Annotated in this window: 20 protein-coding genes; 7 read left to right on the forward strand and 13 right to left on the reverse strand. The window is 62.8% G+C overall.

Annotation, left to right across the window (positions count from 1 at the left end; translation table 11 throughout):
- Nucleotides 1–2: 2 nt before the first annotated feature.
- Both AC3WP7_RS12600 and AC3WP7_RS12605 read right to left on the reverse strand, forming a co-directional pair.
- The gene (locus tag AC3WP7_RS12600) at nucleotides 3–857 is read right to left on the reverse strand and encodes a transporter substrate-binding domain-containing protein (protein ID WP_172963333.1); all 855 of its coding nucleotides are present in this window, start codon (nucleotides 855–857) and stop codon (nucleotides 3–5) included.
- A 25-nt stretch (nucleotides 858–882) separates the two neighbouring features.
- Nucleotides 883–2,877, reverse strand: a complete 1,995-nt coding sequence (locus AC3WP7_RS12605; protein ID WP_102592008.1) for an aminotransferase class I/II-fold pyridoxal phosphate-dependent enzyme — start codon at nucleotides 2,875–2,877, stop codon at nucleotides 883–885.
- Between the two features lie 306 nt (nucleotides 2,878–3,183).
- On the opposite strand from AC3WP7_RS12605, the gene AC3WP7_RS12610 reads away from it, so the two are divergent.
- Together AC3WP7_RS12610 and AC3WP7_RS12615 are read left to right on the forward strand one after the other, a co-directional pair.
- A complete protein-coding gene (locus AC3WP7_RS12610; RefSeq protein WP_092243486.1) occupies nucleotides 3,184–4,110 on the forward strand; it encodes a LysR family transcriptional regulator in 927 nt (308 codons plus the stop codon).
- A 58-nt stretch (nucleotides 4,111–4,168) separates the two neighbouring features.
- Complete coding sequence (locus tag AC3WP7_RS12615) at nucleotides 4,169–5,521, forward strand: cation:proton antiporter (protein WP_102592009.1); 1,353 nt, start codon at nucleotides 4,169–4,171, stop codon at nucleotides 5,519–5,521.
- Here AC3WP7_RS12615 and AC3WP7_RS12620 read toward each other — a convergent pair.
- The 3 genes from AC3WP7_RS12620 to AC3WP7_RS12630 form a co-directional block, all read right to left on the reverse strand.
- On the reverse strand, nucleotides 5,512–5,646 hold the full coding sequence (locus AC3WP7_RS12620) for a hypothetical protein (RefSeq protein WP_010210499.1): 135 nt from the start codon (nucleotides 5,644–5,646) through the stop codon (nucleotides 5,512–5,514). The genes AC3WP7_RS12615 and AC3WP7_RS12620 overlap by 10 nt on opposite strands.
- An 11-nt stretch (nucleotides 5,647–5,657) precedes the next feature.
- Nucleotides 5,658–5,870: a hypothetical protein gene (locus tag AC3WP7_RS12625; RefSeq protein WP_102592010.1), complete on the reverse strand. Its 213-nt coding sequence runs from the start codon at nucleotides 5,868–5,870 to the stop codon at nucleotides 5,658–5,660.
- A gap of 85 nt (nucleotides 5,871–5,955) precedes the next feature.
- Nucleotides 5,956–6,501, reverse strand: a complete 546-nt coding sequence (locus tag AC3WP7_RS12630) for a hypothetical protein (protein WP_071488345.1) — start codon at nucleotides 6,499–6,501, stop codon at nucleotides 5,956–5,958.
- A gap of 372 nt (nucleotides 6,502–6,873) precedes the next feature.
- On the opposite strand from AC3WP7_RS12630, the gene AC3WP7_RS12635 reads away from it, so the two are divergent.
- Together AC3WP7_RS12635 and AC3WP7_RS12640 are read left to right on the forward strand one after the other, a co-directional pair.
- Nucleotides 6,874–8,283: a circularly permuted type 2 ATP-grasp protein gene (locus AC3WP7_RS12635; protein ID WP_102592011.1), complete on the forward strand. Its 1,410-nt coding sequence runs from the start codon at nucleotides 6,874–6,876 to the stop codon at nucleotides 8,281–8,283.
- 2 nt (nucleotides 8,284–8,285) lie between these two features.
- Nucleotides 8,286–9,236, forward strand: coding sequence for an alpha-E domain-containing protein (locus tag AC3WP7_RS12640; RefSeq protein ID WP_012724311.1), 951 nt, complete (start codon nucleotides 8,286–8,288; stop codon nucleotides 9,234–9,236).
- A gap of 13 nt (nucleotides 9,237–9,249) precedes the next feature.
- Here the strand turns inward: AC3WP7_RS12640 and msrA are convergent, their stop codons facing one another.
- Together msrA and AC3WP7_RS12650 are read right to left on the reverse strand one after the other, a co-directional pair.
- A complete protein-coding gene (gene msrA / locus AC3WP7_RS12645) occupies nucleotides 9,250–9,945 on the reverse strand; it encodes a peptide-methionine (S)-S-oxide reductase MsrA (protein WP_102592012.1) in 696 nt (231 codons plus the stop codon).
- A gap of 15 nt (nucleotides 9,946–9,960) precedes the next feature.
- The gene (locus tag AC3WP7_RS12650) at nucleotides 9,961–11,661 is read right to left on the reverse strand and encodes a cytochrome c biogenesis protein DipZ (protein WP_102592013.1); all 1,701 of its coding nucleotides are present in this window, start codon (nucleotides 11,659–11,661) and stop codon (nucleotides 9,961–9,963) included.
- 245 nt (nucleotides 11,662–11,906) lie between these two features.
- Between AC3WP7_RS12650 and AC3WP7_RS12655 the strand changes: the two genes are divergently transcribed.
- Both AC3WP7_RS12655 and AC3WP7_RS12660 read left to right on the forward strand, forming a co-directional pair.
- Entirely contained in the window at nucleotides 11,907–12,617 is a 711-nt protein-coding gene (locus AC3WP7_RS12655; RefSeq protein WP_058425926.1) for a response regulator transcription factor, read from the forward strand.
- The gene (locus AC3WP7_RS12660; RefSeq protein ID WP_102592014.1) at nucleotides 12,614–14,080 is read left to right on the forward strand and encodes a sensor histidine kinase; all 1,467 of its coding nucleotides are present in this window, start codon (nucleotides 12,614–12,616) and stop codon (nucleotides 14,078–14,080) included. Before AC3WP7_RS12655 ends, AC3WP7_RS12660 begins: the two co-directional genes overlap by 4 nt.
- A gap of 38 nt (nucleotides 14,081–14,118) precedes the next feature.
- Here AC3WP7_RS12660 and AC3WP7_RS12665 read toward each other — a convergent pair whose 3' ends face one another.
- Nucleotides 14,119–16,374 (reverse strand): ATP-dependent DNA helicase, encoded by a 2,256-nt coding sequence (locus tag AC3WP7_RS12665; protein WP_093513226.1) that lies wholly within the window; start codon nucleotides 16,372–16,374, stop codon nucleotides 14,119–14,121.
- Entirely contained in the window at nucleotides 16,371–18,017 is a 1,647-nt protein-coding gene (locus AC3WP7_RS12670; RefSeq protein WP_102592015.1) for a VRR-NUC domain-containing protein, read from the reverse strand. The genes AC3WP7_RS12665 and AC3WP7_RS12670 overlap by 4 nt, the downstream gene beginning before the upstream one ends.
- A 186-nt stretch (nucleotides 18,018–18,203) precedes the next feature.
- Between AC3WP7_RS12670 and AC3WP7_RS12675 the strand changes: the two genes are divergently transcribed.
- A complete protein-coding gene (locus AC3WP7_RS12675) occupies nucleotides 18,204–18,428 on the forward strand; it encodes a YgdI/YgdR family lipoprotein (protein ID WP_071488353.1) in 225 nt (74 codons plus the stop codon).
- A 47-nt stretch (nucleotides 18,429–18,475) separates the two neighbouring features.
- On the opposite strand, the gene AC3WP7_RS12680 is transcribed toward AC3WP7_RS12675, so the two are convergent.
- The 4 genes from AC3WP7_RS12680 to eprS all read right to left on the reverse strand — a co-directional run bounded on the left by AC3WP7_RS12680 (nucleotide 18,476) and on the right by eprS (nucleotide 26,405).
- On the reverse strand, nucleotides 18,476–18,640 hold the full coding sequence (locus AC3WP7_RS12680; protein WP_165447925.1) for a hypothetical protein: 165 nt from the start codon (nucleotides 18,638–18,640) through the stop codon (nucleotides 18,476–18,478).
- Between the two features lie 135 nt (nucleotides 18,641–18,775).
- Complete coding sequence (locus AC3WP7_RS12685) at nucleotides 18,776–20,206, reverse strand: polyurethane esterase (RefSeq protein WP_092243453.1); 1,431 nt, start codon at nucleotides 20,204–20,206, stop codon at nucleotides 18,776–18,778.
- An 87-nt stretch (nucleotides 20,207–20,293) separates the two neighbouring features.
- Complete coding sequence (locus AC3WP7_RS12690; protein WP_102592016.1) at nucleotides 20,294–23,404, reverse strand: autotransporter serine protease; 3,111 nt, start codon at nucleotides 23,402–23,404, stop codon at nucleotides 20,294–20,296.
- Nucleotides 23,405–23,447: 43 nt separating this feature from the next.
- Nucleotides 23,448–26,405 carry an autotransporter serine peptidase EprS gene (gene eprS / locus AC3WP7_RS12695; RefSeq protein ID WP_102592017.1) on the reverse strand — a complete coding sequence of 986 codons (2,958 nt, stop codon included), beginning with the start codon at nucleotides 26,403–26,405 and terminating at the stop codon, nucleotides 23,448–23,450.
- Nucleotides 26,406–26,429: the final 24 nt, after the last annotated feature.

Here is a 26,429-nt window from a genome sequence, read left to right on the forward strand (position 1 = left end):
GGTTATTCGGTCTTCTGGGCGATTTGCGGGTACGGGCTGTCACAAGTCTTGCTCACGAACGCCGGGGTATCGGTGCGCTTGCACGGGCTGACCGACAGGCCGAAATAGTGCTGCGACAGGTCGTCGTAGTCCTTGCTCACCAACAATTCGCCAATAGCCTTGTCCAGCCGGGCCTTGAGCGCGGTGTCTTCCTTGCGCAGGCCAGCGCCGACGCCACGGCCGATGATCGGGTCGTAGGGCACGCTGGCGATGTGCGCCAGGCCGCTGGCTTCCGGGGTCTTGACCATCATGGCGATGGCGGTGTCGTCGGCCATCATGTAGTCGATACGCCCGGCAATCAGGTCGGCGTTGGCCGATTCCTGGGTGTCGTAGTACTTGAGGTCGGCGATGTTTTCGTAATACTTCTTCAGGTAATTGGCGCTGACCGTGGAGATCTGCACGCCGATCAACTTGCCCTTGAGGCCCGCCGGGGAGATCTCGACTTCGCTGCCTTTCGGCCCCGCAACGCCCAGCAGGGAATCGTAGTAGGCGCGGCTGAACGCGATCTGTTTTTCGCGCTCGTCGGTCACCGACATCGACGAGAAAATCACGTCGATCTTCTTCGCCAGCAGCGAGGGAATAATGCCGTCCCACGCCACTTCCTTGATCTGGCATTCGGCTTTCATGCCTTCACAGAGCTTGTGGATCAGGTCCACCTCGAACCCGGACCACTGGCCGTTACCGCCCTTCACGGTAAACGGAGGGTAGGGTTCGGCCGCCACCGCAAACACGATGGGTTTGTCGGCCGCCCAGGAGAAACCTGCGGCCAGCATCAGCACTGCACTGCCCAACCATGTTGCCATACGCTTGGATTTCATGATTTTGCCCCGTCTTTTTCTGGAGTTAGCGAGTTTGATGCGCGTTGACGAACTGTCGGCAACGTTCACTGCGTGGGTCGATAAACACCGCGTCCGGCGAGCCGGTTTCTTCGATCATGCCTTGGTGCAGGAACGCCACTTTCGACGACACATCCCGGGCGAATGCCATTTCATGGGTGACCAGGATCATGGTGCGCCCCTCTTCAGCCAGGGAACGGATCACCCGCAGCACTTCGCCCACCAACTCCGGGTCGAGGGCCGAAGTGGGTTCGTCGAACAGCATGACTTTGGGCCGCATGGCCAGCGCCCGGGCAATCGCTACGCGCTGTTGCTGGCCACCGGAAAGGAAGGCCGGGTATTCGTTGCGCTTGGCGGCCAGGCCGACGCGGTCGAGCAGGCTTTCTGCGCGTTCGATGGCCTCGGCGCGGCTTTCGCGCAACACCTGGGTGGGGGCTTCGATGAGGTTTTCGAGCACCGTGCGATGGGGCCACAGGTTGAAGTTCTGGAACACCATGCCCAGGGTCGAGCGAATCCGTACCAACTGCCTGGCATCCGCGACCAGGGGCGCGCCGGGGCGGCCGTAGTTGAGCTTGATGCTCTCGCCGTCCACATGAATGCTGCCCTGGTCCGGCACTTCGAGCATGTTGATACAGCGCAGCAAGGTGCTTTTGCCCGAGCCGCTGGCGCCGATCAGCGAGATCACCTCGCCTTCGTGGGCCGTGAGGGAAATGCCCTTGAGCACTTCGATATTGCCGAAGCGCTTGTGCAGGTCGATGACCTCGATCATCTTCTTGGCTGCGACGGGTTGCGCCACTTCAACCCTGGACGTGGCGGCGATACGTGGCTCACCGGCCAGCTTGGCGACAAACTGCGCGATACGTTGGCAGGCCTGTGCCAGGCGCTCTTCACTGAGGGTGAACGACAACCGCACAAAACCTTGTGCGGGCTCGCCGAAGGCCGCCGCGTCCAGCACCGATACCCCGGCTTCGCGAAATAGACGCCAGGCAAAATCCAGGGAGCCCAAGCCGGTGCCGCGCACGTCCACCAGCACGAACATCCCCGCTTGCGGCACCTGTACCTGGATTCCGGGGCAGGCACTCAGCCCGGCCACCACCAGGTCGCGGCGGCGCCGGTAGATCTCGCGCATGCCCCGGGTCACTTCATCATGGGCCAGCACGGCGGCGGTGGCGGCTTCCATCACAAAGCCGGGCAAGCCGTACAGCATGCTGAGCACCAGGGTTTCGGCATGGGCGATCAGTTCGGGCGTGGCGATGAGCCAGCCGATGCGCCAACCGGTCATCGCGTGGGACTTGGACAGGCTGCCAATCACCACGCAGCGCTCGGCCATGCCCGGCAGCGCGGCGAGGCTGTGGTACTCGCCGTCGAACACCAGGCTTTCGTAGACCTCATCCACCACGACCCACAGGTCATGGGCGATGGCCAGTTCAGCGATGGCCTGCAACTCCTGTGCGTCAAGGACCACGCCGGTGGGGTTGTTCGGGTTGGAGAAGAAAATCGCCCGTGTCCGCGGGGTGATCGCGGCGGCGAGCAGCGCCGGATCGACGCGAAAGCCCGACTCAGGGGAACACGGCACGCGTACCAGTATGGCGCCGCTGGCCTTGAGCGTGGCTTCGTAGGTGACGTACATCGGGTCGAGCACCAGCACCTCGTCACCGGCCTGCAACAGGCACAGCGACGTGACGAACAAGGCGTTCTGCGCACCGGCCACCGTGATCACATTTGCGCCGTTCAGCGGGCGTGCCAGCGTCTGGCTGTAGCGTGCTGCAATCGCTTCGCGCAGTGCCGGGCGGCCAGGAATTTCGGTGTAGTGGGTGTCGCCTTCGCGCAAGGCGCTGACGGCAGCGTCGGTAATAAAGGACGGCGTGGCGAAATCCGGGTCGCCGACGCTGAGAATGATGATGTCTTCGCCCTGGCTGGCGGCGTGAAACGCCGCGTGGTGGATGTCCCAGGCGGCTACGCCCTGCCCTGCAATTCGTTCGACGAAGGGGGAAAACCGCATGCCAGAGCCTCTCGTTCAAGAAGAAACAGCGCTAACCCGTTCTGTTGCAAACGGGCGGATGCGGTCAACATAGTTCAAGCTGAACACTCGTTCAATGGGCATGTCTGACCCGGTGTCGTTTATCGTCCAAAGAGGTCGCTATGGCGATTCCGCAGGAGGCGCGAGGCTAATTCGGATGGTCTCGACGCGCATGAAAAAATCCAGTGGCTTGCAATAATGCCTGGAAAAACAATTACCCTAAGTCATCCACGGTTGAATCGGGCTCAACGCCGCACCCAGCCGAACTCCTGCATAAGAGACTTGCAAATGGCTGCTTTCAACCGTTCCGAACTGGCCGATCTCAACGTGTTCATGGCGATCATCCGCCGTCGCAGCTTTCGCCATGCTGCCCACGAATTGGGTGTGACCACCTCGGCCCTGAGCCACACCATGCGCAACCTGGAAACCCGCCTGGGGGTCAAACTGCTGTACCGCACCAGCCGTGCCGTCGAACCCACCGATGCCGGCTCGCTGCTGGCAGAAAAACTCAACCAGGGCTTCGCCACCATCAAGGACGGCCTCGACACCCTGGAGTTGTACCGCGAAGCACCAATTGGCCGGCTGCGCTTGAACGTGCCGCGGGATGCGGCGGTATTGCTGCTGGCGCCGATCCTCGGGGACTTCTGCGCCACCTACCCGCAACTGCGCGTGGACCTGATCGTGCAGGACCAGATGATCGACATCATCGCCGAGGGCTACGACGCCGGTATCCGCTACGGTGCCACCGTGCCCCAGGACATGGTCGCCGTGCCCTTGACCGGTGAGTTGCGCTGGATCGTGGTCGCGTCGCCCGCCTACCTGGCCCGCCGGGGCACGCCGCAGGAGCCCAAAGACCTGCTCCAACACGCCTGCATCCGCATGTACCTGGGCGACAACACTACCTATAAGTGGGAACTGGGCAACGGCAGTCGCCAGCAACGCATCGACGTGCCCGGCCACTTCAGCGCAGCCGACACCGAGACCATCGTCAATGCGGCGCTGCAAGGGGTGGGCATCGCCTACTGCCTGTCCAACCGCGTGCAGCAGGAGCTCAAGGACGGTCGCCTGGTGGAGGTCATGCCCGACTGGGCCTGCATGGGCGAGCCGTTGTGCATGTATTACCCGAGCCGGCGCCAGCCGCAGCCGGGATTGCGCCAGCTGATGGACATGATCCGCGTGAAAACCATTGGCTCGCAGTTGATCCAATCACATTGAACCCGTCACCGGCCGCGGTCCTCCAACCTGAACAGACCACGGCCTCGGTGCACGCTCGATGACTTTTATTCTATGGATGGCCGTACTGGGCACTGTCTTGCTCACCCTTGCCCTCACCTCCTCCTACCTGCGCTGGATGCCGGTCACCACCTCGGCGGTGTGCCTGTTGCTGGGGGTAGGCATCGGCCCGCTGGGCGTCGACCTGTTGCACCTGGACATCAAAAACTCTGCGCGCTGGATGGAGCACCTCACTGAAGTCGCGGTGCTGTTTTCGCTGTTCGTCAGCGGCTTGAAGCTGCGTCTGCCACTCAAGCACCGAACCTGGCGCATCGCGTTCGGCATGGCCGGGCCGGTGATGCTGTTGACCATCCTCGGCATCTGCCTGGCGCTGCATTACCTGTTTGCATTGTCGTGGGGTCTGTCACTGCTGGTCGGGGCGATTCTGGCCCCGACTGACCCGGTGCTGGCAGGCCTGGTGCAGGTCAATAATGCCCAGGACTATGACGCGCTGCGCTTCGGGCTGTCCGGCGAAGCGGGCCTGAACGACGGCACGGCCTTCCCGTTTGTGATTTTCGCCCTGCTGTTCATGCAGCACGGCGGGTTCGACGGTGACTGGCTGGGCGGTTGGGTGCTGAAGAATCTGCTCTGGGCGGTGCCGGCCGGGTTGTTGATCGGCTACTGGATGGGCCGTGGCATAGGCCGCGTGACCCTATGGTTGCGCATCAGCAACAGTGACAGCACGCTCTCGCCCAATGACTACCTGACGCTCGCACTGATCGCACTGGCCTATGTGGTCGCCGAGGCGGTGGGCGGCTATGGCTTCCTGTCAGTGTTCGCGGCGGGGCTTGGCTTGCGCCAGGCGGAGTTCCGCTCGACCGGGAACTCGCAGACCCCGTCGGAGCATTTGGCGCTGCCGGTGGTGGGTCACCTGGAAGTAGAGCCAGAACACGCATTGCAAGGTGATGTCAGCGAACTGAAAGACACCCAGATCGCCGCCGGCGTGATGATGGGCGACATGCTCTCGTTCGGCAGCCTGGTGGAGCGTTCGATGGAGGTGTTCCTGGTCACGGTGCTGGGCATCGTGCTGGTCAGCCACTGGGATTGGCGCGCACTGGCGGTGGCGGCACTGCTGTTCTGCGTGATCCGCCCGCTGGGCGTGCTGGCAATGCCTTGGGGCCGCCTGATTGATCTGCGCCAGCGCGGGCTGATGGGGTGGTTTGGTATTCGCGGGATCGGCAGTATTTACTACCTGTTCTACGCGCTGAACCACGGCTTGATTGGCACCAGCAGCGCGGTGGCGGTAAACCTGACCTTGTCAGTCATTGCCCTGAGCATCGTCGTTCATGGCCTGAGTACCCAGCCGATGCTGGTGTGGTATGAACGACGAGCCAAGGCGGACGCTCAGTCCTGACGCTCTGTATTGCCTACGTCTGCCGCGTCATCCAGGTCGTTGAGCGGCACTTCTGCATCATCCATCAAGGAACCGGGGTCTTCATTGCCCGGGTCGTTGAGTTCGTCGTCGAGTTCTTTGGACATGACCGTCTCCTCTAACCGCCCTGGGTATCGATATCGGCATCGGTTTCAGGCTTGGGCTCGCGCTCGGGCTTGAAGTCTGGACTGTAGTCGTTTTCCGTGGCTTTGGGGTCTTTGGCCGGGACCGGGTCTTTCGGTGCGTCGGCAGCGGTACCGGGAGCCGGTTCGCCGCCGTCGATGGCCGGGTCGTTGCGGTTATCGAGTTGCGGGGCTTTGCTTGTGCTCATGGGTCACCTCGTTACAGGCCGCAGGGAAATCAGCAGGGCCTACAGGTAAGGTGCTGCGCCACCCGGCGAAGTTCCGTCCGATTGCTCAGCGGATCGGGTTGTCGACCTGGATATAGAACGCGTATATCCCCAGCACCAGCCAGAACACCATGAACAGCCAGGGCGCACGCATGGAGAACAGCAGCGACTTGCGATAGCCCTTGTGGGACGACTCCATTTCGGAAAACAGCGGCGACTCATCATAGGCCATGCCCATCACCGGCTCGCTGCGCAGCAGTTCGCTCTGCTTGTAGTGCCAGTGATCGATGATTTCGTACGCCGCCCGAATGCCTGGCCAGGCATTCAGGGAGCTGAGAATGCCCAGCGAGACCAGGAACACCGGCACCACGAGGGTAAACAGCTTGCCCCACTCCGGGTTGAGGTTGCCCATGCCGGAAACAAAGGCGATCACCAGGAACGATTGCGCCGTGAGATAAGCGTCGGTGCGGTTGGCCAGGATGGTGGTTTCGTACTGGATCTCGCGCCGGTAGAAGTCCAGACGGTCCTTGGGCGAACCGAAGATCTTGGCGTTGTGTTCGCTGTGGTCGGTCAGGGCCGCTTCCGGTGTATGGGGAGAGATGATTCTGGGCATGACGGTGCTCCCTGCGGGTTCAAGTCCTGTTAGAAGAATCAGCGGCGAGTGAAGTTCAAGTTTGTTCATGCACCAAGTCGGGGCGCCTGCCAGGCACTGCCCCCTTCTGGTGAGCGGGCGTGTTGTTGTGAGCGGGCTTGCTCGCCACAACACGCCCCTCACTACAAGCAATTCAGGGTTTCGGCACAGGCATTGCTTTATCCATTCATCTGCCCGGATACAGGAGCATTCGTTACCCCCCGACCCAGAGCCGACTCCACAAGAAAGTAAGGACCAGGCCCAGTGGCACCCTTAGCCACGGGCTCATAAAAAATGCGTTTTTTGAAACGGCAGTGCCACCCAAGCGTCCCTCGGCACTGACAAGGTACTGGAATGGCTCGATCTTTCTTCGATGAAATGAATGACGCAAACGGCGCCTGCCGTGCGCACTATCAGGACTTCTCCCGCTGGCTGGCGAATACGCCGCCGGAACTGCTGGCCCAGCGTCGCCGCGAAGCCGATTTGCTGTTTCACCGCGCCGGGATCACCTTCACCCTCTACGGCGACGAACAAGACACCGAGCGCCTGATCCCCTTCGACATCATCCCGCGCAGCATCCCTGCCAGTGAATGGAGCGTTATCGAACGCGGCTGTATCCAGCGCGTCAATGCGCTGAACATGTTCCTCGCCGACATCTACCATGACCAGCGCATCATCAAGGCCGGGATCATTCCGGCGGACCAGGTGCTGGGCAACGAGGGCTATCAGAAGGCCATGGTCGGCCTGGACCTGCACCGCGACATCTACTCGCATATCTCGGGTGTCGACCTGGTGCGTGACGCTGACGGCACCTATTACGTGCTCGAGGACAACCTGCGCACCCCCAGCGGCGTGAGCTACATGCTCGAAGACCGCAAGATGATGATGCGCCTGTTCCCCGAAGTATTCGCCAAACAACGCATCGCGCCGGTGGACCACTACCCCAACCTGCTGCTCAAGACGTTGAAGAGCTCCAGCCGCCTGGACAACCCCAACGTGGTGGTACTGACCCCGGGCCGCTTCAACAGCGCGTTCTTCGAACATGCGTTCCTGGCCCGGGAAATGGGTGTGGAACTGGTGGAAGGCGCCGACCTGTTCGTGCACGACCTCAAGGTGTTCATGCGCACCACCGACGGCCCCAAGCCGGTCGACGTGATTTACCGGCGCATCGATGACGCCTTCCTCGACCCCAAGGCCTTCAACCCCGAGTCGATGCTCGGCGTCCCCGGCCTGGTCGCGGCCTATTGCGCCGGCAACGTAGTGCTGGCCAATGCCATCGGCACCGGCGTGGCGGACGACAAGTCGATCTACCCCTATGTGCCGGAAATGATCCGTTTCTACCTGGACGAAGAACCGGTGCTACAAAACGTACCGACCTTCCAGTGCCGCAAGCCCGATGAACTGTCCCACGTACTGGCTCACCTGCCGGAACTGGTGGTCAAGGAAACCCAGGGTTCCGGTGGCTACGGCATGCTGGTCGGGCCGGCTTCCAGCGCCGCCGAGATCGAGGACTTCCGCCAGCGCATCAAGGCGCGTCCCCACGCCTACATCGCCCAACCGACGTTAAGCCTGTCCACCTGCCCCACCTTCGTTGAAAACGGCATCGCCCCACGGCATATCGACCTGCGGCCCTTTGTGCTGTCGGGCAAGGAAACCCGCCTGGTGCCCGGTGGGCTTACCCGCGTGGCATTGAAGGAAGGCTCGTTGATCGTCAACTCGTCGCAAGGCGGCGGAACCAAGGACACCTGGATGGTGGAGGGCTGAGTATGTTGAGTAGAACCGCCGCAGATCTGTACTGGATGTCCCGTTACCTGGAGCGTGCCGAAAACCTGGCGCGCATGCTCGAAGTCAGTTACTCGCTGTCGTTGATGCCACAAGCCGGGCGCAGCGACGGTCTGGACGAACTGGCCATGTCGTTGCTCAGCAGCGGCACCCTGGACAGCTACCTTGAACGCCATAAACAGCTGGATGCCGAGCGCATGCTGCACTTCTTCGCCCTCGACGAAGAAAACCCCGCCAGCATCTACAACTGCCTGCGCGCCGCCCGTGGCAATGCTCACGCCGTACGCGGGCGCATCACCGCCGACATGTGGGAAAACCTCAACGCCACCTGGCTGGAAATGCGCAGCATCGCCGCCGGCGGCCTGGCGCGACACGGCATCAGCCACTTCTGTGATTGGGTCAAGCAGCGCTCGCACCTGTTTCGTGGGGCAACCTCGGGGACGATCATGCGCAATGACGCCTATCGGTTCATTCGCCTCGGCACCTTTGTCGAGCGTGCCGACAACACCCTGCGTTTGTTGGATGCGCGCTACGAGATGTTCGGCGAGGAATCGGAAGAAGTCAGTGACTTGTCGGCACGCGGTTATTACCAGTGGAGCGCCCTGCTCCGCGCGCTGTCGTCCTTCGAGGCGTATACGGAGCTGTACCCGAACGCGTTGAACGCCCGTTCCGTGTCCGAATTACTGCTGTTGCGCAGCGATGTGCCGCGCTCGTTGCATGCGTGCATCGAGGAGTTGAGCCATATCCTGGCGGACCTGCCTGGCAGTTATGGGCGCACGGCGCAGCGCCTGGCGGCGGAGTTCGAGGCGCGGCTGCGGTATACGGGGATTGATGAAATCCTTGAAGACGGCTTGCACAGCCGTCTCACCGAGTTTATCGACACCGTGCGCGAGTTGGCGCGAGCAATTCACAGCTCGTACCTGGAGGTTGTGTAATCCACAACCGGGGTTACTGGTGTTTTACCAGCACCGGCTCGGCGCGGTATTGGTCGGGAAAGAGTTTCTTGAGCTGCGCCACCTTCGGAAGATCATTGATCACGATGTAGGGGTAGGACGGGTTCTCGGTGAGGAAGTCCTGATGATAGGACTCCGCCGGGTAGAACACCTTGCCCATCTCGATTTTAGTGACGATGGGTTTGTCGAAAGGCTTGGCAGCGTCCAACTGGGCGATGTAGGCCTGGGCGACGTTTTGCTGTTCGGCGTTCTGCGCAAAGATCGCCGAACGGTACTGGGTGCCGGTGTCGGGCCCCTGGCGGTTGAGTTCGGTGGGGTTGTGGGCCACTGAGAAATAGATCTGCAGCAGTTTGCCGAAGCTGATTTTGCTCGGGTCGTAGGTGACGGAAACCGCTTCGGCGTGGCCGGTGTTGCCGTCGCTGACGGACTCATATTGCGCCGTGCTTGCAGCGCCGCCATCGTAGCCGGACACGGCGTTCTTCACGCCTTGCACATGCTGGAACACCCCTTGAACGCCCCAGAAACAGCCGCCGGCGAACACAGCGGTTTGCAGGTTGCCAGCTTCGGCGGGCAGGTCCAGGGCGGGCGGCGCGATCACCACGGCGTCGTCGGCGGCGCCAAAGGAAAAGGCCGGGCTTTGACCGACGAACGCTGCGAAGGCCAGGACTGGCAGGTATTTGAATACATTCATGGCAGGCACTCCGGGTTAACCAAAGGTGAAGGCATACGCCGACACGTTGGGGTCAAGGAATTCAATGGTGAAGGTGCGGTCCTGCACGGCGCCCGGCTGACGCACCAGTTGGTACAAACGCTGTTCGGTGACGGTGCCGCTGCCATCCGGTGCGACGTCGGTGCCATGGGCACCGCCCGGGGCCTGGCCGTCGATCGTGACCTTGAAACGCACCGGCTTGCCGTCGGCGCCCGGGCCGAGCACCAGGTGCAGGTCGCGGGCGTGGAAGCGGTAGACGATGCGCCCACCGGCCTGGTCGAGGGTGGCTTGCTGGCCGCCGACGTTCCATTGGCCTTGCAGGGTCCACTGGTTGAGTGCCAGGCGGCCGGACTTGACGAAGTTTTCGACGCGCTGCGAACCCAGGTAGGTTTCCGGCGACTGCACCTCGTTCATGTCCGGCGCTTGTTGCACGCCCTTGGCATCGGCTTCGATCAAGCCGCCCGCGACGTTCTTCGCGCCGGCTTCACGCAACAACTGCTGGATCACCCGCTCCGACTCGGCGTAGTCGCCTTCACCGAAGTGGTGGTAGCGAATCTGGCCCTTGGCATCGGCGAAATAATGGGCCGGCCAATACTGGTTGTTGAACGCGCGCCAGATCTTGTAGTTGTTGTCGATGGCCACAGGGTAAGTGATGCCCAGGTCCTTCATGGCCTGGGTGACGTTGTTCACGTCGCGCTCAAAGGCGAACTCCGGCGCATGCACGCCGATCACCACCAGGCCCTGGTCGCGATATTTCTCGGCCCAGGCCTTTACATACGGCAAGGTGCGCAGGCAGTTGATGCAGGAGTAGGTCCAGAAGTCCACCAACACCACCTTGCCCTTGAGTGCTTCGGTGCTCAGTGGCGGGCTGTTGAGCCATTGCACGGCACCGTCGAGGGGCGGCAGCGCGCCTTCGATCGGCAAGGTGTCGCTGTGATTGGCGGCCATCATCATCGCCCCGCCCGGCTTCACCGGCTTGGCGCTCAGGCGATCCACCAGGCTTTGTTCCAGGCCACCGGTGGACGCGGTCGACAGCCGCGACAGCACGCCCGTGTCGAGGCCCAGCGCAATCGCGACCACACCGGCCAGCATCAACCCACCCAGGCCCCGGCGCAGCCATTCGCCGGCACCGAGGGACTTCTTCATGAAACCAAAGACCTTACCGCCGACCAGCAACGCCAGCGCGAGGGAGGTGGCAGCACCGGCGGCGTAAGCCAGCAAGAGCAAGGTAGTACCGGTGCTGGCGCCCTGCAGCGCCGCGCCGGTGAGCACCAGCCCCAGGATCGGCCCGGCGCACGGTGCCCAGAGCAGCCCGGTGGCCACGCCGATCAGGAACGACGCGCCCGGCCGCGGCCGGGCATCGACCCCGGCGGCTTGCGACAAACGACTGCCGGCGGCCACCAGCGGGCGCGTCAGGCGTTCCGACAGTTGCGGCAACAACAACGTGAGTCCGAACAGGGCAACGCACAGCAACGCGAGCCAGCGCCCGTATTGATTGACCTGCACCACCCAACCGCCGCCCACTGCCGCCAGCGAGGCCACCAGGGCGAATGTCACCGCCATCCCCGCTAACAGCGGCATGCCACTGCGCAAAAACGGCTGCCCGGTGCGAGCGAAGACAAAAGGCAGAACAGGCAGGATGCACGGACTGACGATTGTCAGCACGCCGCCCAGGTACGCGAGAACCAGAAGCCACATGGGATGGACCCTTATAAGAAAAAGACATTGGCTTACGCCGTCGCGAACGTCATGGCGACATCCAGGTCGCCACTGGCCAGGAGTATTTGTCGGCGTGAGTACATGGTGTTTTCCCTCTTTGAAGTAACGGGAATGTTGGGCTGTTTACCGTCGCGGAATCCTCACGCAGAGTTAAACAATTCGTGATAACTACACTGTTGCAAAAGCCGCACAATGCGCGAACTACAAGCGAAGGTTTCTCTTACATGGATCAGCCCAAACGTGTCCTGGTGGTCGAGGACGATGCCCATATCGCCGACCTGATCTGCCTGCACCTGCGTGATGAACAGTTCGAAGTGGTGCACAGCGCCGATGGCAATGAAGGCCTGCGCCTGCTGGAGCAAGGCGGCTGGGATGCGCTGATCCTCGACCTGATGCTGCCTGGCGTGGATGGCCTGGAGATCTGCCGGCGCGCCCGTGCCATGACGCGCTACACCCCGATCATCATCACCAGTGCACGCTCCAGCGAACTGCACCGCATCCTCGGCCTGGAGCTGGGCGCGGATGATTACCTGGCCAAGCCGTTTTCCATGCCGGAACTGGTGGCCCGGGTGAAAGCGTTGCTGCGCCGGGTCGACGCCATGGCGCGCAACCTGAAGATGGACGCCGGCAGCCTCGACCTCGGCCAGTTGTTCATCAACCCGCTGACCCGTGACGCCACCCTGCAAGGCCAGCGCCTGGACCTTACCCCACGGGAATTCGACCTGCTGTACTTCTTCGCGCGCCAACCGGGCAAAGTGTTCTCGCGCATGGACTTGCTCAACGCGGTGTGGGGCTACAGCCACGAAGGCTATGAACACACGGTCAACACCCACATCAACCGCCTGCGGGCCAAGGTCGAAGCCGACCCGGCCAACCCGGCGCGCATCCTCACGGTGTGGGGCCGTGGCTACAAGTTTGCCGAGAGCCCGCCATGAAGCTCACCCTTACCCAGCGCCTGTCGCTGGTGTTCGCGGTACTGCTGTTGATCTGCAGCGGCACCTCGGCGTGGCTGCAGGTGCGTTCCAACCACATGCACGAGCTGGAGGTGGTGCAAGGCCTGTCCCGCGATCTCGCGGCGCACATCGCCCGCGACACCCAATTGATGGACGCCGACGGCCTCAAGCCCGACGCCGTGCGCAACCTGTTCAGCCAGTTGATGCTGGTCAACCCCAGCGTCGAGGTGTACCTGCTCGACATCGACGGCCGCGTGGTCGGCAACGCCGCACCCAGCGGCCACCTGTTGCGCGACAAGGTCGACCTGGCGCCCATCCGGCGCTTCCTCGCGGGCTTCATGCTGCCGATCCTCGGGGACGACCCGCGCAGTGTCGATGGGCGCAAGGTATTCAGCGCCGCGCCACTCACCGCCGGCGGGCAGCAGATCGGGTTCCTGTATGTGGTCCTGCTCGGTGAAGCCCACGATGCGTACGACGCCAAGGACGCCACCGGCATGGCCTTGAAGATCGCCCTGTGGTCCATCGGCCTGGTTGCCCTGCTCTGCCTGACGGCCGGCCTGATCGCGTTTGCCTGGATCACCCGACCGCTGCGTCAACTCACTGACAAGGTTGGCCAGTTCGACATCAATGGCGCGCCCAAACCGGCAGAATCCGTTGCAGTGCCACTCGCCAGCGGCGATGAAATCGCCGTGCTGGATCACGCCTTCGCGCAAATGGAGAACCGCCTGGGCGAACAGTGGCGCGCCATCACCCACCAGGACCAGGAACGCCGGGAAATGGTCGCGAATATCTCCCATGACCTGCGCACACCGCTGGCCTCGTTGCACGGTTACCTGGAAACCCTGTCGCTCAAGGATGCCAGCCTCAGCCCTGAAGAGCGCCGCCGCTACCTCGGGATTGCTTTAGACCAGAGCCGCAAAGTCGGCGGCCTGGCCCAATCGCTGCTGGAACTGGTGCGCCTGGAGCATGGCTTTGTGCAGCCGGTGATCGAAGGTTTTTCATTGCCGGACCTGGTGCAGGACATCTTCCAGAAATTCGAACTGACTGCCGAGGCACGCGGCATCACGCTGACGGCCAGCCTGCCGCCGCAGGTGCCGACGGTGCAGGCAGACCTGGGGTTGATAGAACGGGTGCTGACCAACCTGCTGGACAATGCCCTGCGGCATACCCCGGTCAACGGCGAAATCGAGGTCATCCTGACGCCTCAAACCCACGCGGTAGCCGTCACCGTCAGCGACAGCGGCCCGGGCATCGACGCCGAATTACGCGAAGGCCTGTTCCTGCGCGCATTCACCATTGGCGGCGCCCGGCGCGACGGGGGGTTGGGCCTGCGAATCGTGCACCGCATCCTGCAACTGCACGGGCGCAGCATCAGCCTGGTGGACCGCCCTGGCCGAGGCGCAACCTTTACGTTTTCCCTGGAAACCCGAGCATCAGCGCGATGACCGGCCCCGGCACCAGCCTCATTGATGGCAGGAAAAACTCAAGCCAGCGCCCACCAGCGCGGCAACAATTGGCGTACCTGGCCTTCGCCGAAACGGTCATCGATCAGCATCACCACGCCACGGTCCTGCTGGCTACGGATCACCCGCCCCGCCGCCTGCACCACTTTCTGCAGGCCGGGATACAGGTAGGTGTAGTCGTAGCCAGCGCCGAAGATCGCGCCCATGCGCAGTTTCATCTGTTCATTGACCGGGTTCAGTTGCGGCAACCCGAGGGTGGCAATGAACGCACCGATCAAGCGTGCCCCCGGCAAGTCGATGCCCTCGCCAAATGCGCCGCCCAGCACGGCAAAGCCGATGCCCTGGCTGTGTTCGGTTAACTGGTCGAGGAACGCCTGGCGCTCGGCCTCGGCCATGCCGCGTGACTGCTGCCATAGCACGATCTGCGGATGTCGCTCGGCGAGCAACTGCGCAACCTGTTGCAGGTAATCAAAGCTTGAGAAAAACGCCAGGTAGTTGCCAGGTTGTTGCGTGTACTGGCGGGCAATCAGCTCGACGATTGGCTCCAGCGAGGCCTGGCGGTGCACAAAGCGCGTGGAGATTTCAGCGACGATGCGCACCTGCAACTGCTCGGCCTTGAACGGTGACTCCACATCGACCCAGGCCGTATCCGCCGGCAAACCCAGCAAGTCGGCGTAGTAATGTCGGGGGCTCAGGGTCGCGGAAAACAGCACGCTGCTGCGGGCAGCCGTCAATCGCGGGCGGATGAATTCGGCGGGCACCACATTACGCAGGCACAGGGTGGAACTGCTGCGTTTGCCGCTGAGCTGGCGCTTGCTGATGTCGAAAATGAAGTGCTCGTTGAACAGCTCCGCCACCTTGGCAAATTGCAGCACATCGAAATAGAAGGCTTGCAGGTCGCCGCTGAGGGACTCGGGGTGCTCGTTGAAGTATTCGCCCATGGCGCTGGCGCACAGGCTCAGGGCCTGCAACAGTTTGTCCGGGCGGGCGGCGTAGGCCTGGTACGGCGCAAGCTGGTCCTTGTGCAGCGCGTTCCACTCACGGTTGAGGCGCTGCAAGGGTTTCTTCAACGGTTCCGGGGCGCTGTCGCGCAGGGTCTTGAGGTGGTACTGGTCGAGGCTGGCGCTGTACATCGAACGCGCCCGTTCGACCAGGTTGTGAGCCTCGTCCACCAGCACCGCTACACGCCATTGGTTGAGCTGGGCCAGGCCGAACAGCATGGCGCCAAAGTCGAAGTAGTAGTTGTAGTCAGCGACCACCAGGTCAGCCCAGCGCGCCATTTCCTGGCTCAGGTAATACGGGCAGACCTGATGCGCCAGGGCCACGTCACGCAGGTTGCGCTGGTCGAGCAGGCGCACCTTGGACGCGGCGATGCGCGCGGCGGGCAAGCGGTCGTAGAAGCCCTTGGCCAATGGGCAGGAGTCGCCATGACAGGCTTTGTCCAGGTGCTCGCAGGCTTTGTCCCGCGCCACCAGTTCCAGCACACGCAACGGCAAGCCGGGGCTGCTGGCATACAGCACTTGGGCGGCGTCCAGGGCGAGTTTGCGGCCGGGAGTCTTGGCGGTGAGGAAGAACAACGTGTCCAATTGCTGGGGCGCCAGGGCCTTGAGCAACGGGAAAATCGTGCCGATGGTCTTGCCGATGCCGGTCGGTGCCTGGGCCATCAGGCAGCGGCCGGTGCTGACAGCCTTGTACACCGACTCGGCCAGTGAGCGCTGGCCAGGGCGAAAATCCGCATGGGGGAACGCCAGGGTCTGCGCGGCGCCGTTGCGCGCTGCGCGGTGTTGCATTTCCTGCTCGGCCCAGCCGAGGAACAGCGCGCATTGCTGGTTGAAGAACGGCTCCAGTTCACTGGCTTGAAAGCGCTGGTTGAGCAAGGTCTCGCCCTCACCGACGATATCGAAGTACACCAGCGCCAGGTCGATTTGCGCGAGCCCGAGTTTGCGGCACATCAACCAGCCATACACCTTGACCTGGGCCCAGTGCAATTGCCGATGGTTGGCGGGCTGGGCATCGAGGTCACCGCGATAGGTCTTCACTTCTTCAAGGCGGTTGGCATCCGGGTCATAGCCATCCGCCCTGCCCCGCACCGTGAGTTGCTGGTATTGCCCCTCCAGCGCCACTTCATTCTGGTAGTGCTGGCTGCGCCGCGACGCTACGGTACGGTGGCCGGCGATGCCTTCCTGGGCGCTCGGCGACGGTGTGAAGCGCAGGTCGAGGTCACCGACCTTGGCCGTGAACTCGCACAGCGCCCGCACCGCGACGGTGTAGCTCAAGCGGATTGTGCCCAGCGCACATAGCAGACCGTCACCGGCATCTGGTACTCGCCGCAGAACTCCAGCCAGCGCAGCTGGTTGTCTTGCAGGCGATCGCCGGGGCCTTTCACCTCGATCATGCGGTAGGTCTTTTGCGCGGGCCAGAACTGGATCAGGTCGGGCATGCCGGCGCGATTGGCGCGGATGTCCAGCAGCAGCCGCTCGAACCAGTAGCGCAGGTGCTCGGCGGGCAAACAGGCCAGGGCCTGCTCCAGCAGCTCTTCGCTGAGCAGGTTCCAGAACACGAAGGGCGACTGGATGCCCCATTTGTCGCGGTAGCGTTGGCGGATAGTGGTTTTGTAGCGCTCGTCCTGCAGTTGCTCGAAACACGCGGCGAACAGCGGCGCACGGCGCTGGTGAAAATCCGCGCTGTGCAGGTCGGCGGGGCCGCGCTGGAACGGGTGGAAAAACGAACCCGGCAACGGCGCAAAAATCACGTCCCAGCACAGCAGGCCGAACAACGAATTGATCAGGCCGTTTTCCACATAATGTACCGGCCCATCCGGCTCGCTGAGGTGCGCCTGCACGCAGTACTCCACCGACATCAAGGGTTCCGGCGGAGTGAGGGCCAGATCCAGGCGCGTGACCGGCCGTGGCTTGACCTTGGGCAACGCCGGCTCGCCCAGTTTGCGGCGCAGGCGTGGGATGACACGCAGCAAGTGCTGCTGTTCGGCGGCGCTTTCCGGGGCCTGTTGGGCCGTGTTCGCCAGGGCCATGGCCTGGGCGTAGTCCTCCTGGCGCTCCAGCACGCGGATCAACCGTGAGCGGGCACCGGGGTAGGTGCAGCTCCGGTAAATCCGCTCCGCCACGGCCAGCTCGGCAGTGCGTTCGCAATATTGACCAATCTGGAACAACAGCTTGGCGCGGCGTTTTTCCAGCCAGGGGTTATCGGTGTCCAGCGTGGCGATCCCGGCCAGTACATCTTCCAGCGGCTCACCGGCCTCGAAGGCCTGCTGGCAGTGGTGCAGGAACAGATACCCCTGCACATCGTCACGATGGCGCAAACCACGGGATTCGGCGCAGAACTCGACCTTTTCATAGGTGTAGATGCCCAGGTCAGCCAATACAAACTCGGACCAGTCCTGATGCAGGTTGCCGAAGAACATCAGGCGCAGACGGTCGCACAGCTCCATCACCGTGAGGCTGAACAACCTGTCGGCCAGCTCGGGGCACCAGGTGGCAAAGCTGCGGCTGTCCATGAATTGCGCCGACAGCCCTTCCAGCCAATCGGTTTTCTTGCCTTTGGGCTGGTCTATCCAGGGCTTGAACGCGGCCAGGATTTCAGCTTTTTGCAGCACGGCGAACAGCTCTTCAAAGGCCAGTAGGTACTGATCGTCCACCCAACCCAGTTCCATCAGCGGCCCGGCAGCCGCATGGGGGCAACCAATCTCCAGGTAATTGAGCTTGCCGGCCCGAAAATGCACGCCCTTGCGCATCACCATACGCACCAAAAGCGCCTGGGACGCCTGCGGCAACCTGTCAAATTGCTGAATAAAAAGCTGTTCGTCCGGGTCCAGCAAATCGGCATAGCGCTGTGCCAGCCAGAGCAGCACTCGGCGGAAGTTATGCAGGTAATACATGGGATCGTCGAGGGGGTTGGCCATTTCACGCGCTGATCGAATACTGGTTATGCATACAGAGTGCCGTCCCAAATGCCCTGTTGCAATCGGTAATAGATAAATGGCACCTGCAACTTTTCTCATAAAAGTGATCAGATGGGAGAATCGATGGCGTAACATTTGTCGCCCGCCGCCTCTGGCGCGGGACTTTTCAAGGTCAAGGTAAGGGTTATGAACATGAAGAATCTGGGGCTGCCGCTGGTTGCACTCACTTTTCTGGTACTGGCCGGTTGCGCAACGCAAACCGTAGTGACGCTGCAAAATGGCACGCAGTATTTGACCAAGGACACCCCCAACGCCAAGACCGCCGACGGTTTCTACGAATTTACCGATATCGCCGGCAAGCGCATCCGAGTCAAAGCCGCCGATGTCGCGACGGTTATCAAAGAAAAATAACAATGAAAAGCCCCGCAGTGCGGGGCTTTTTTTGCATTATCGCTCGGTTAATAGCGGTAATACGGGTGGTAGTACGGGTGATAGTAGGGATGGTAATAGTACGAGTGGTAGTACGGGTGATAGCAGCACGGGCCAGGATACGCCGGGTACACCGCACACCCAGCCAACCCCAGCAGTACCAGGGCGCACAGCAACAATCGCAATCGGGACATGCTCGGTTCCTCCCACGTCATCACGCGAAACGGCTCGCTTGATCGTTAAACGCAGGCACACCGAGCGATCCGTCGCGACAACCAGGTAGATATTTATTTACCGAAGGATTTCCACGCCGCTGCGTTTAGCCTTATTCAACCGATACTCACACCGTCCGCCCAGAGGCCGCCTTGCCCGATGCCGACCAAGGTCACTGAGTCGGCGCCAAAGGTGAGCACCGTATCCGCGCCGACCACTTTTGCATGGTCACGCAAGTCGGTGCTGCCTTCCACATCCTTGAACACCAACTTGTCCGTGGGTTGATAGCCGATCACCCGATCGTTACCGAAGTGGCCGCTGAACAGGAAGGTGTTGTGCCCACTGTTGTCGCGAATGGTGTCATTACCCTTGCCCCCCTCGATAAAGTCCACGCCCTTGCCGCCCTGGATCAGGTCATTGCCGTCGCTGCCGATGATGAAGGTATCGCCTTTGTGCGGCTCGGCATTGCGGTTGAGGTCCTGCACCCAGGTGTTAGCCCGTGCCGGGTCGGACAGGTTGGCCACAATCACCGTGGAATCGCGGGTCATCTGCTCGTAGAAGCCCGACTCCAGGATGCGCGTCATGCCATCGCCATAGCCGGTGGGCAGGTGCGAGATCCAGGTCGGCAGGTTGACGATGGAAAACGGCATCACATTCCACAGCGTCGACGCATAGTGGTCGTTGAAGCTGACGATGTTGTCGGTAGTCGACGCATGGGGGGTGTCGTGCACGCCCAGGGACGACAGGTTGAAGGACGAACCATCCAGGGCCCGGAACACCGGGTCGTTTTCGTAGCCGATATTGAGCACCTTGTCGCCGGCACTCTGGGTCGGCGAGGCATAGGCCACGTAGTTGGCGTCCTTGTAGAAGCCGGACCATTTGCTGTTGCTCAGGTCGGCCATGCTGTTGACCGCCAACCCACCCAGGCTATGCCCACTGACCACCACGTCCTTGCCGCTCAGGCCATGGGCGCTGGCGTAGTCGGCGACATTTTTGAGCAAACCGCCAAAGGCTTCGCCGGCGTAGTTCTTCGCGTAGTCCTTGGGCCCCAGGGCCGCGAGCAAGTCGCTGACCAGATCGCCGATAGAATCGCTGACCAGGGTTTCCCGTGGTCCGGAGGTGCCGCGAAAGCCAATGCCGATTTCCAGCAGCTTGCCGGCATCATCGTACTTGCCCAGCACCTCGACCTGGGCCGTGGTGTAGCCGGCCTTTTCGCCGAAGAAGGTACCTCGTGCATCGACGTTGCCGCCGTAGCCCAGGGCACTGGCGCTGATCGGCGTCCATCCGGCCTTGTGCACCGCGTCCAGGGCGGCTTTTTCCGAATCCGGGTTCCACGGGATGCCGGGGATCACGCCCTGGGAATCGGTGCTGCCGAGCAATGCGCCGACCAGCGTGGCGGGCAGGCCAAGCCCCAGGCCATTGTGCTGGTACCCCACGGCAAAGCCGTTATCCAGGTTGTGATAGGTGTACAACGTGATCGCCATTGCATCGGCGAACAACGCCTTGGAGCCCTCGGCACCGAGGTTTTTATAGTCAAAGATCCCCATGGGGTGTGCCTCTCTTTTGTTGGAGTTGTCGAGAAAGCCAAACCTGCGGGTGCCGGTGTGCCGGCTCCCGCAAAGGTCGCTGAACCCTCAGAACGCCCAGTCCAGGCTCAAGCCCACGCCATGGACTTTTTCCTTGCTGGCCAGCAGGCCGTTGTAGTCAAAGTTCACTCGCGCCTGCTTGTTTAACGTCAGGCTCACCCGCGCCCCGACCAGCGCCGCATCACGCACCATCGGCGCACTTTCCACCGCAAACGACGGGCCGCCCGAGGCAAACGCCAGGTGCTGTTCAGAGTCATTGCTGCTGAGGTTGTGCTGCCAGCCCAGGGTGCCGGACACCTCCAGTTGCTGGTGGTCATTCACGGTGAAGGTTTTCAAGGCACGCATACCCAGGGTGCTCAGCACCAGGTCGCGGCTGTCGTCGCGACTTTTGAGTGCAGCAGCGTCGCCTTTTTCGGTCACGCCATCGCTGTCCAGGTGCACGTAGGCCAGGTTGGCGAACGGTTCCAGGGCCAGCGGTTGCAGATTGACCCGGTAGGCCGCTTCGGTGAACACCTGGGTGCTGCGTGCATCAACCTTGGCTTTCTGTTTGCCTGAAACATCGCCGTATTGCAGGTCACGTTTCACGTCTGCGCGGTGCCAGCTGTAGGTGGCGCCGCCGCTCAGGCGCCAGGCGCCGATCTCATGCCCGGCGTACGCACCGAAGTGATAGCTGTCGACCGAAGCACGGGAATGGGTACCGCTGCCCATGTTGAGTGACGTGTCGCTGTAACCGGCGACCAGACCGATGCGCGTGGCCTCGTCGAGCGCACCGTCCACCCCCGCGAGCATGCCGCCGACGGACGTGGTGTAGCCGGCCGTATCGCTGCGACTGTCGGTCTTGCCCCAGGCGCCCAGGGCCTTCACCCACACGTTGCCACGGCTGTCGAGCGTCTCGCTGGGTGCGCCCATCTCGCCATTGCGCAGGCGCTCGCCCACGGCTTCACGCACGTAGCGGCTGTCGTTGACCAAGGCCGTTTCCAATGCCGGGTAGATTTCCCCAGACAGCTGCTGGAAAGCCCCTTGCGCCGATGCCGCGTTCGGCGCCGACAGCAGGCTTTCATACACGGCGTTGCCCGCGCCCAGTTGCTCAGCGGCGCTGGCCACGGCGCGCTGGTTGTCCGTGGCGCCCACGCTGGCAAAACTGTTGGCGTTACGCGCCACGTCCAGTTGCACGCCGTTGGCCGCGTAATTCAGGTTGCCGCCAAGGAACAGGTAGTTGGGCAGCACCGCGCCAAAGCTGCCGGTAATGCCGCCGGCGGCTTGCAGGATGTTGTACTGGCGCCCGATCAGGCTTTGCGCCTGGGCACCGCTGAGCAGTGTCGGGCTGTTTTCCAGCGCGAGGGTCACCGTGCCGCCGTTCAAGGTGGCAGTGCCTCCCGCCACAATGCGATCGCTGTTGGTGGGCGACAGCTCCACGGCATAGGTCGACCCGGGCTCAAAGGTGACGTCCCCGGCCACGTTCAGCGTGCCGATGGAATTGCCCGGCGCTACGGTGCCGCCGTTTTTCGCCAACAACGAACCGATGCGCCCGCTCCCCCCAACCACCCCACTCTGGCTGACGGTGACGTTCGAAATGACTGAGCCGTTGATGGCCAGCAGGCCCTGGTTGACCAGCGTCGGGCCGCTGTAAGTGCTGGAGCCGGTGAGCACCAAGGTGCCGATACCTTGTTTGGTCAAGCCGCCGTGTCCGGCGATGTCATTGCTCCACACGTCCAGCCCGCAATGCACATCGTTGCACAGCCGCTGTGTCGGTTTGCCGGCATCGACCACCGCGCCCACGCCCGGCAGATCCGCGACAAACTGACCGCTGCCATAGGCGCCGTCGATGCGGAACTCGGCGGGGATGTCCTCGGCCGTGACAAACATGCCTGGGCCATTGATCGCCTTGCCCAGATTGATCATGCCCCAGCCATACAGCGAGTCGATGCCCGGTGCGCCGAGGTCGGTGGCGGTGGTCTTGAGCAGCGTCGAGATCTGGTCGCCGCTCATGTACGCAAAACGCTGCATCAGCACGGCCGCGCTGCCGGCCACGTGAGGCGCGGCCATGGAGGTGCCGTTGAAGTTGGCATAGTCGGTGGTGAGGTTGTCCAGGTTGGTGCCATTGATGACGGAGCTGTAGATCCTGGTACCGGGGGCCGACACACAGAAGCTCGCCGCGTAGCCGCAACGCGAGGAGAACGTACTGATCACATACGGGTCGGCGCTCGCCGTGTCCGGGTTCTGCTGCAAGGCCGCGACGGACAACCAGTTGGGCGCAATCTCGGGCACAAAGTACGCCAGCCCGGAAATCGCATCCGGGTTGTTGCGGTTGTAGTCGTTGCCGGCGGCGAAGATCGTCAGTACGCCGCTGCGGGCCGCGTCGATGGCGCCCTGGTAGGCGCCCCCGGCGATCGTACCGAGGATCGGCCGGATGTTATTGAACTGCGCCTGCGCTTCATTGACCGTGAAATTCGGGAACGCCGGGTCGCGTCCGCCCTGGGCGTATTGGTCGCCGATGCCGATGCCCCAACTGTTGTTGATGATCCGTGCGCCACTGGCGACCAATGCGTCCCAGCCGGCCTTGTACACCGCGCCATCGTTGCCAAGGATGATGCCGTCTTCCGGGCCTGGGTCGCCGTTCTCGGCGCTGATGATTTGCGCATCGAAGGCCACGCCATGCATCGGCCCGCCATCGCGATTGCCCGCGGCGATACCGCCGACATGGGTGCCGTGGTTGCCCAGCTTGCCGTTGGAGCCCAGCGACGGCGTGCCGTCATAACGAAACGCATCGCCGGCCTTTACCGGGATATACGGGTCGGTGTACTGGCGGATGCCCTCAGTGACAATCGTCACGACTTTGCCGGGGCTGGCGAACTCCGGATGCTGGGCGTACACCGGCTGGTCGAAGATCCCCAGCTTGACCCCCTTGCCGGTATAGCCCGCGGCATACGCGGCGTCGGCATGCACGGCGCCCAGGCCCCAGTCGGCCTTGAATTCAGTGCTGCGCCAGCTGGCGGCGTCACCCAGCTTGCCGGTTTCCACATAGGGTGCGGCCTGGGCGGTTCCCAGGCTTGCCAGGCAGCACAGCAAGGCACCGTAAGGCGCGCTGCGGGTCGCGCTGAGCGGGTAGCCCAAAGCGGTGTGGATGGCGGTTGTTAACCCTGACTTGCTTTTGTTCACGCTGACCTTCCTTAGTTTTCTTATTGAACGTGTGTAAGTCGCTTCAGAACTGCCAGTTGAGGCTCAGCCCCACCCCCTGGGTTTTCTCCCGTCCACCCAATTGGCCGTTGTAATCAAGGTTGACCCGCATGGCCGGGCTCAACGCCAGGCTGGCCTGCACGCCGACCAGCGCGGCGTCCCGCAGCAACGGCGAACTGCCCACGGCAAATGACGGTCCACCGGCGACAAACGCCAGGTGCTCTGCGGATTCGACGGCGGTGAGGCTGTGTTGCCAGCCCAGCGAAGCGGAAAGCTGCAGTGGCTGGTGATCGTTCAGGGCAATGGTTTTCAACGCACGCACGCCAAGGGTGCCGAGCACGGCGTCCCGGCGATCACTGCCACGCTCAAGCGCGGCGGCGTCGCCTTTTTCGTGGAAGCGGTCACTGTCCAGGTGCACATAGGCCAGGTTGGCGAACGGCTCCAGCGCCAAGGGTTGCAGGTTGATCCGGTAGGCGGCTTCGGAGAACAGTTGCGCCGTGCGCGCCTCCAGTTTGGTTTTCTGCTTGCCGCTGACGGCGCCGTAGTGCAGGTCGCGCTTCACGTCACCGCGATGCCAGCTGTAGGCGCCACCGGCACTGATGCGCCAATCACCCAGCTCGCGCCCGACATACGCGCCGAGGTGATAGCTGTCGATGGACGCCGAGGCATGCGTGCCGCTGCCCATATTCAAGGAGCTGTCGCTGTAACCGGCGACCAGGCCCACGCGCGTCTGCTCGTCCAGCGCACCATCGACCCCGCCCAGCAGGCCACCGAGGGACGTGGTGGAACCCGCCGTTTCGCTGCGGCTGTCGCGCTTGCCCCAGGCACCGAGTGCCTTGAGCCACAGGTTGCTTTCAGCAGTGACCGGCACGTGGCGCAAGCGCTCGCCCACGGCGTCGCGCACTTGCAGGCTGTCGTTGATCAGCATGGCGCCGATGGCCGGGTAGATTTCACCGGACAGTTGCTGCAAGCCTTGTTGCGCCACCTCGACGGAATCGGACTGCAGAATGCTTTCATACACCGGGTTGCCCGCGCCCAGTTGCTCGGCGGCGATCGCCACATTGCGTTGGTTGCGGGTCGCCGCGACGCTGGCAAACGTGGCGGCGCTGCGGACCACGTCCAATTGCACGCCATTGGCGGCGTAACCCAGGGTGCCACCGAGGAACAGGTAGCCGGGCAACACCTGGCCAAATCGGCCCTGGATGCCACCCGCCGCCTGCAGGATGCTGTACTGGCGGCCGATCAGGCTTTGCGCCTGTGCGCCGCTGAGCAAGGTCGGGCTGTTTTCCAACGCCAGGCTGACGTTGCCGCCGCCCAGGATCGCCTTGCCCCCGGCGACGATACGGTCGCTACTGGTGGGCGTGAGCTCCACCGCATAGGTGGAACCCGCGCCCAGATTCACGTCACCCGCCACCTGCAAGGTGCCCACCGAATTGCCCGGCGCCACCCGTCCACCCGTGTTGACCGACAGCGCGCCGATCCGTCCGGAACCGCCCAATGTGCCGCGGTCATTGACGGTCACCGCAGACGTCAGTGAACCGTTGACCGCCAGCAGCCCGCCGTTGACGGTGGTCGCACCGCGATAGGTGCTGTCGCCGTCGAGTACCAGCGTGCCTGCGCCGGACTTGATAAGGCTGCCTGCATAAATCCGTGTCGCGGCCGCCTGGTCGCGTGCTGTGCCGACCGCGTAATCGGTCTGGTCCTGCTGGCTGGCAGCGGCGCCCACACCGTTTTGCCAGCCCTTGTCGATCAGGGTCTGCTGCCAGGCGCTGTGCTCGGCGGCGTCTTGCGCCTGGCGCTGGAGCAGGGCCTGGTCGGAAATGCCATTGCTCCAGACATCGCTCTGCCCGGCCGCCAGGCTGACGTTCATCGGCCCGAGTAACTGCCCCGGACCGTGCATCGCCCGTCCCAGGTCCGGTACGCCCCAACCCACCGTGGTGTTGGGCGCCTGGGTAATCGAACCATCGAGCTGCGTGGCGGTGGTCAGCAGCACTTGCAATGCCTGTTCGTTGGTCATGTAGGGATAACGCTCCATCACCAATGCCAACGCACCCGTGGCATGCGGTGCCGACATCGAGGTGCCGGACTTCACGCCGTAGCCACCGCCGGGAACGGTACTGTTGATCAGCGCGCCAGGCGTAGAAATGCACCAGTACTGGGCGATGCCGCATTTGTTGTATTTCTGGCTATTGGCTTTATCCAGCCCCGATACCGCCAGCCAGTGCCCCTCCAGTTCCGGCTGGAAATACGGCAACGCCGAGCGCACGCTGGCATTCGCGTAACCACTGTTGCCGGCACTGAACACGTTGATGACACCGGCCTTGGCCACATCCGCCGCCGCATCCAGCCAGGTGCCCTGGTTGTAATGCTGGGCGTAGGCGGCGTGCAGATTACCCAGGGTCTGGTAGCTGACATCCTTGGGTTGGCTGCCCCAACTGTTGTTGATGGCGCGCACGCCGGAATCCACCAGGGCGCTGTACACCGCCTTGAAGTACTTGGGGTCCGGGGTCGGACCAAACAGAAAGCTATCGTTGGCGTTGGTGTTGCCCACGAAGATGTGCGCGTTATAGGCCACGCCGTGCATGCCGACGCCATCACGGGCCGCGCCCATGGTGCCGGTGACATGAGTGCCGTGGGAGTCATTGTTGGGGTTGAGCGCGCCGCTGGTGCTGAAGGGGCTGCCATCGACGTAACTGCCATTGGCGGTGACGGCGTGATAGCGATCCTTGGCGGCTTCCGGGTGGTCGGGATCGAAACCTGAGTCCAGCGCACCGATCTTCACCCCGTTACCCGTGATACCAGCGGCGTAAGCTTCATCCGCCTTCATGCGGCCCAGCCCCCAGTCGCTCTGGAATTCGGCGGAACGCCAACTGGCAGCGTTCCCCGGTTGACCGGCCTCGGTATAGGCCGCCTGCGCCGCAACGGACACCAGCAGCAAGGAACCGGCGGCAAGCGGTTTGAAACGGTGTGAGTCGCAGAGCATTGAAACCCTCCTTTTTGTTGTTAT

Source organism: Pseudomonas sp. FW305-3-2-15-C-LB1, from assembly GCF_058787615.1.

Coding starts and splice junctions, on each gene's coding strand:
- AC3WP7_RS12600 (WP_172963333.1), bottom strand. CDS start 857: ATGAAATCCAAGCGTATGGCAACATGGTTGGGCAGTGCAGTGCTGATG.
- AC3WP7_RS12605 (WP_102592008.1), bottom strand. CDS start 2,877: ATGCGGTTTTCCCCCTTCGTCGAACGAATTGCAGGGCAGGGCGTAGCC.
- AC3WP7_RS12610 (WP_092243486.1), top strand. CDS start 3,184: ATGGCTGCTTTCAACCGTTCCGAACTGGCCGATCTCAACGTGTTCATG.
- AC3WP7_RS12615 (WP_102592009.1), top strand. CDS start 4,169: ATGACTTTTATTCTATGGATGGCCGTACTGGGCACTGTCTTGCTCACC.
- AC3WP7_RS12620 (WP_010210499.1), bottom strand. CDS start 5,646: ATGTCCAAAGAACTCGACGACGAACTCAACGACCCGGGCAATGAAGAC.
- AC3WP7_RS12625 (WP_102592010.1), bottom strand. CDS start 5,870: ATGAGCACAAGCAAAGCCCCGCAACTCGATAACCGCAACGACCCGGCC.
- AC3WP7_RS12630 (WP_071488345.1), bottom strand. CDS start 6,501: ATGCCCAGAATCATCTCTCCCCATACACCGGAAGCGGCCCTGACCGAC.
- AC3WP7_RS12635 (WP_102592011.1), top strand. CDS start 6,874: ATGGCTCGATCTTTCTTCGATGAAATGAATGACGCAAACGGCGCCTGC.
- AC3WP7_RS12640 (WP_012724311.1), top strand. CDS start 8,286: ATGTTGAGTAGAACCGCCGCAGATCTGTACTGGATGTCCCGTTACCTG.
- msrA (WP_102592012.1), bottom strand. CDS start 9,945: ATGAATGTATTCAAATACCTGCCAGTCCTGGCCTTCGCAGCGTTCGTC.
- AC3WP7_RS12650 (WP_102592013.1), bottom strand. CDS start 11,661: ATGTGGCTTCTGGTTCTCGCGTACCTGGGCGGCGTGCTGACAATCGTC.
- AC3WP7_RS12655 (WP_058425926.1), top strand. CDS start 11,907: ATGGATCAGCCCAAACGTGTCCTGGTGGTCGAGGACGATGCCCATATC.
- AC3WP7_RS12660 (WP_102592014.1), top strand. CDS start 12,614: ATGAAGCTCACCCTTACCCAGCGCCTGTCGCTGGTGTTCGCGGTACTG.
- AC3WP7_RS12670 (WP_102592015.1), bottom strand. CDS start 18,017: ATGGCCAACCCCCTCGACGATCCCATGTATTACCTGCATAACTTCCGC.
- AC3WP7_RS12675 (WP_071488353.1), top strand. CDS start 18,204: ATGAACATGAAGAATCTGGGGCTGCCGCTGGTTGCACTCACTTTTCTG.
- AC3WP7_RS12680 (WP_165447925.1), bottom strand. CDS start 18,640: ATGTCCCGATTGCGATTGTTGCTGTGCGCCCTGGTACTGCTGGGGTTG.
- AC3WP7_RS12685 (WP_092243453.1), bottom strand. CDS start 20,206: ATGGGGATCTTTGACTATAAAAACCTCGGTGCCGAGGGCTCCAAGGCG.
- eprS (WP_102592017.1), bottom strand. CDS start 26,405: ATGCTCTGCGACTCACACCGTTTCAAACCGCTTGCCGCCGGTTCCTTG.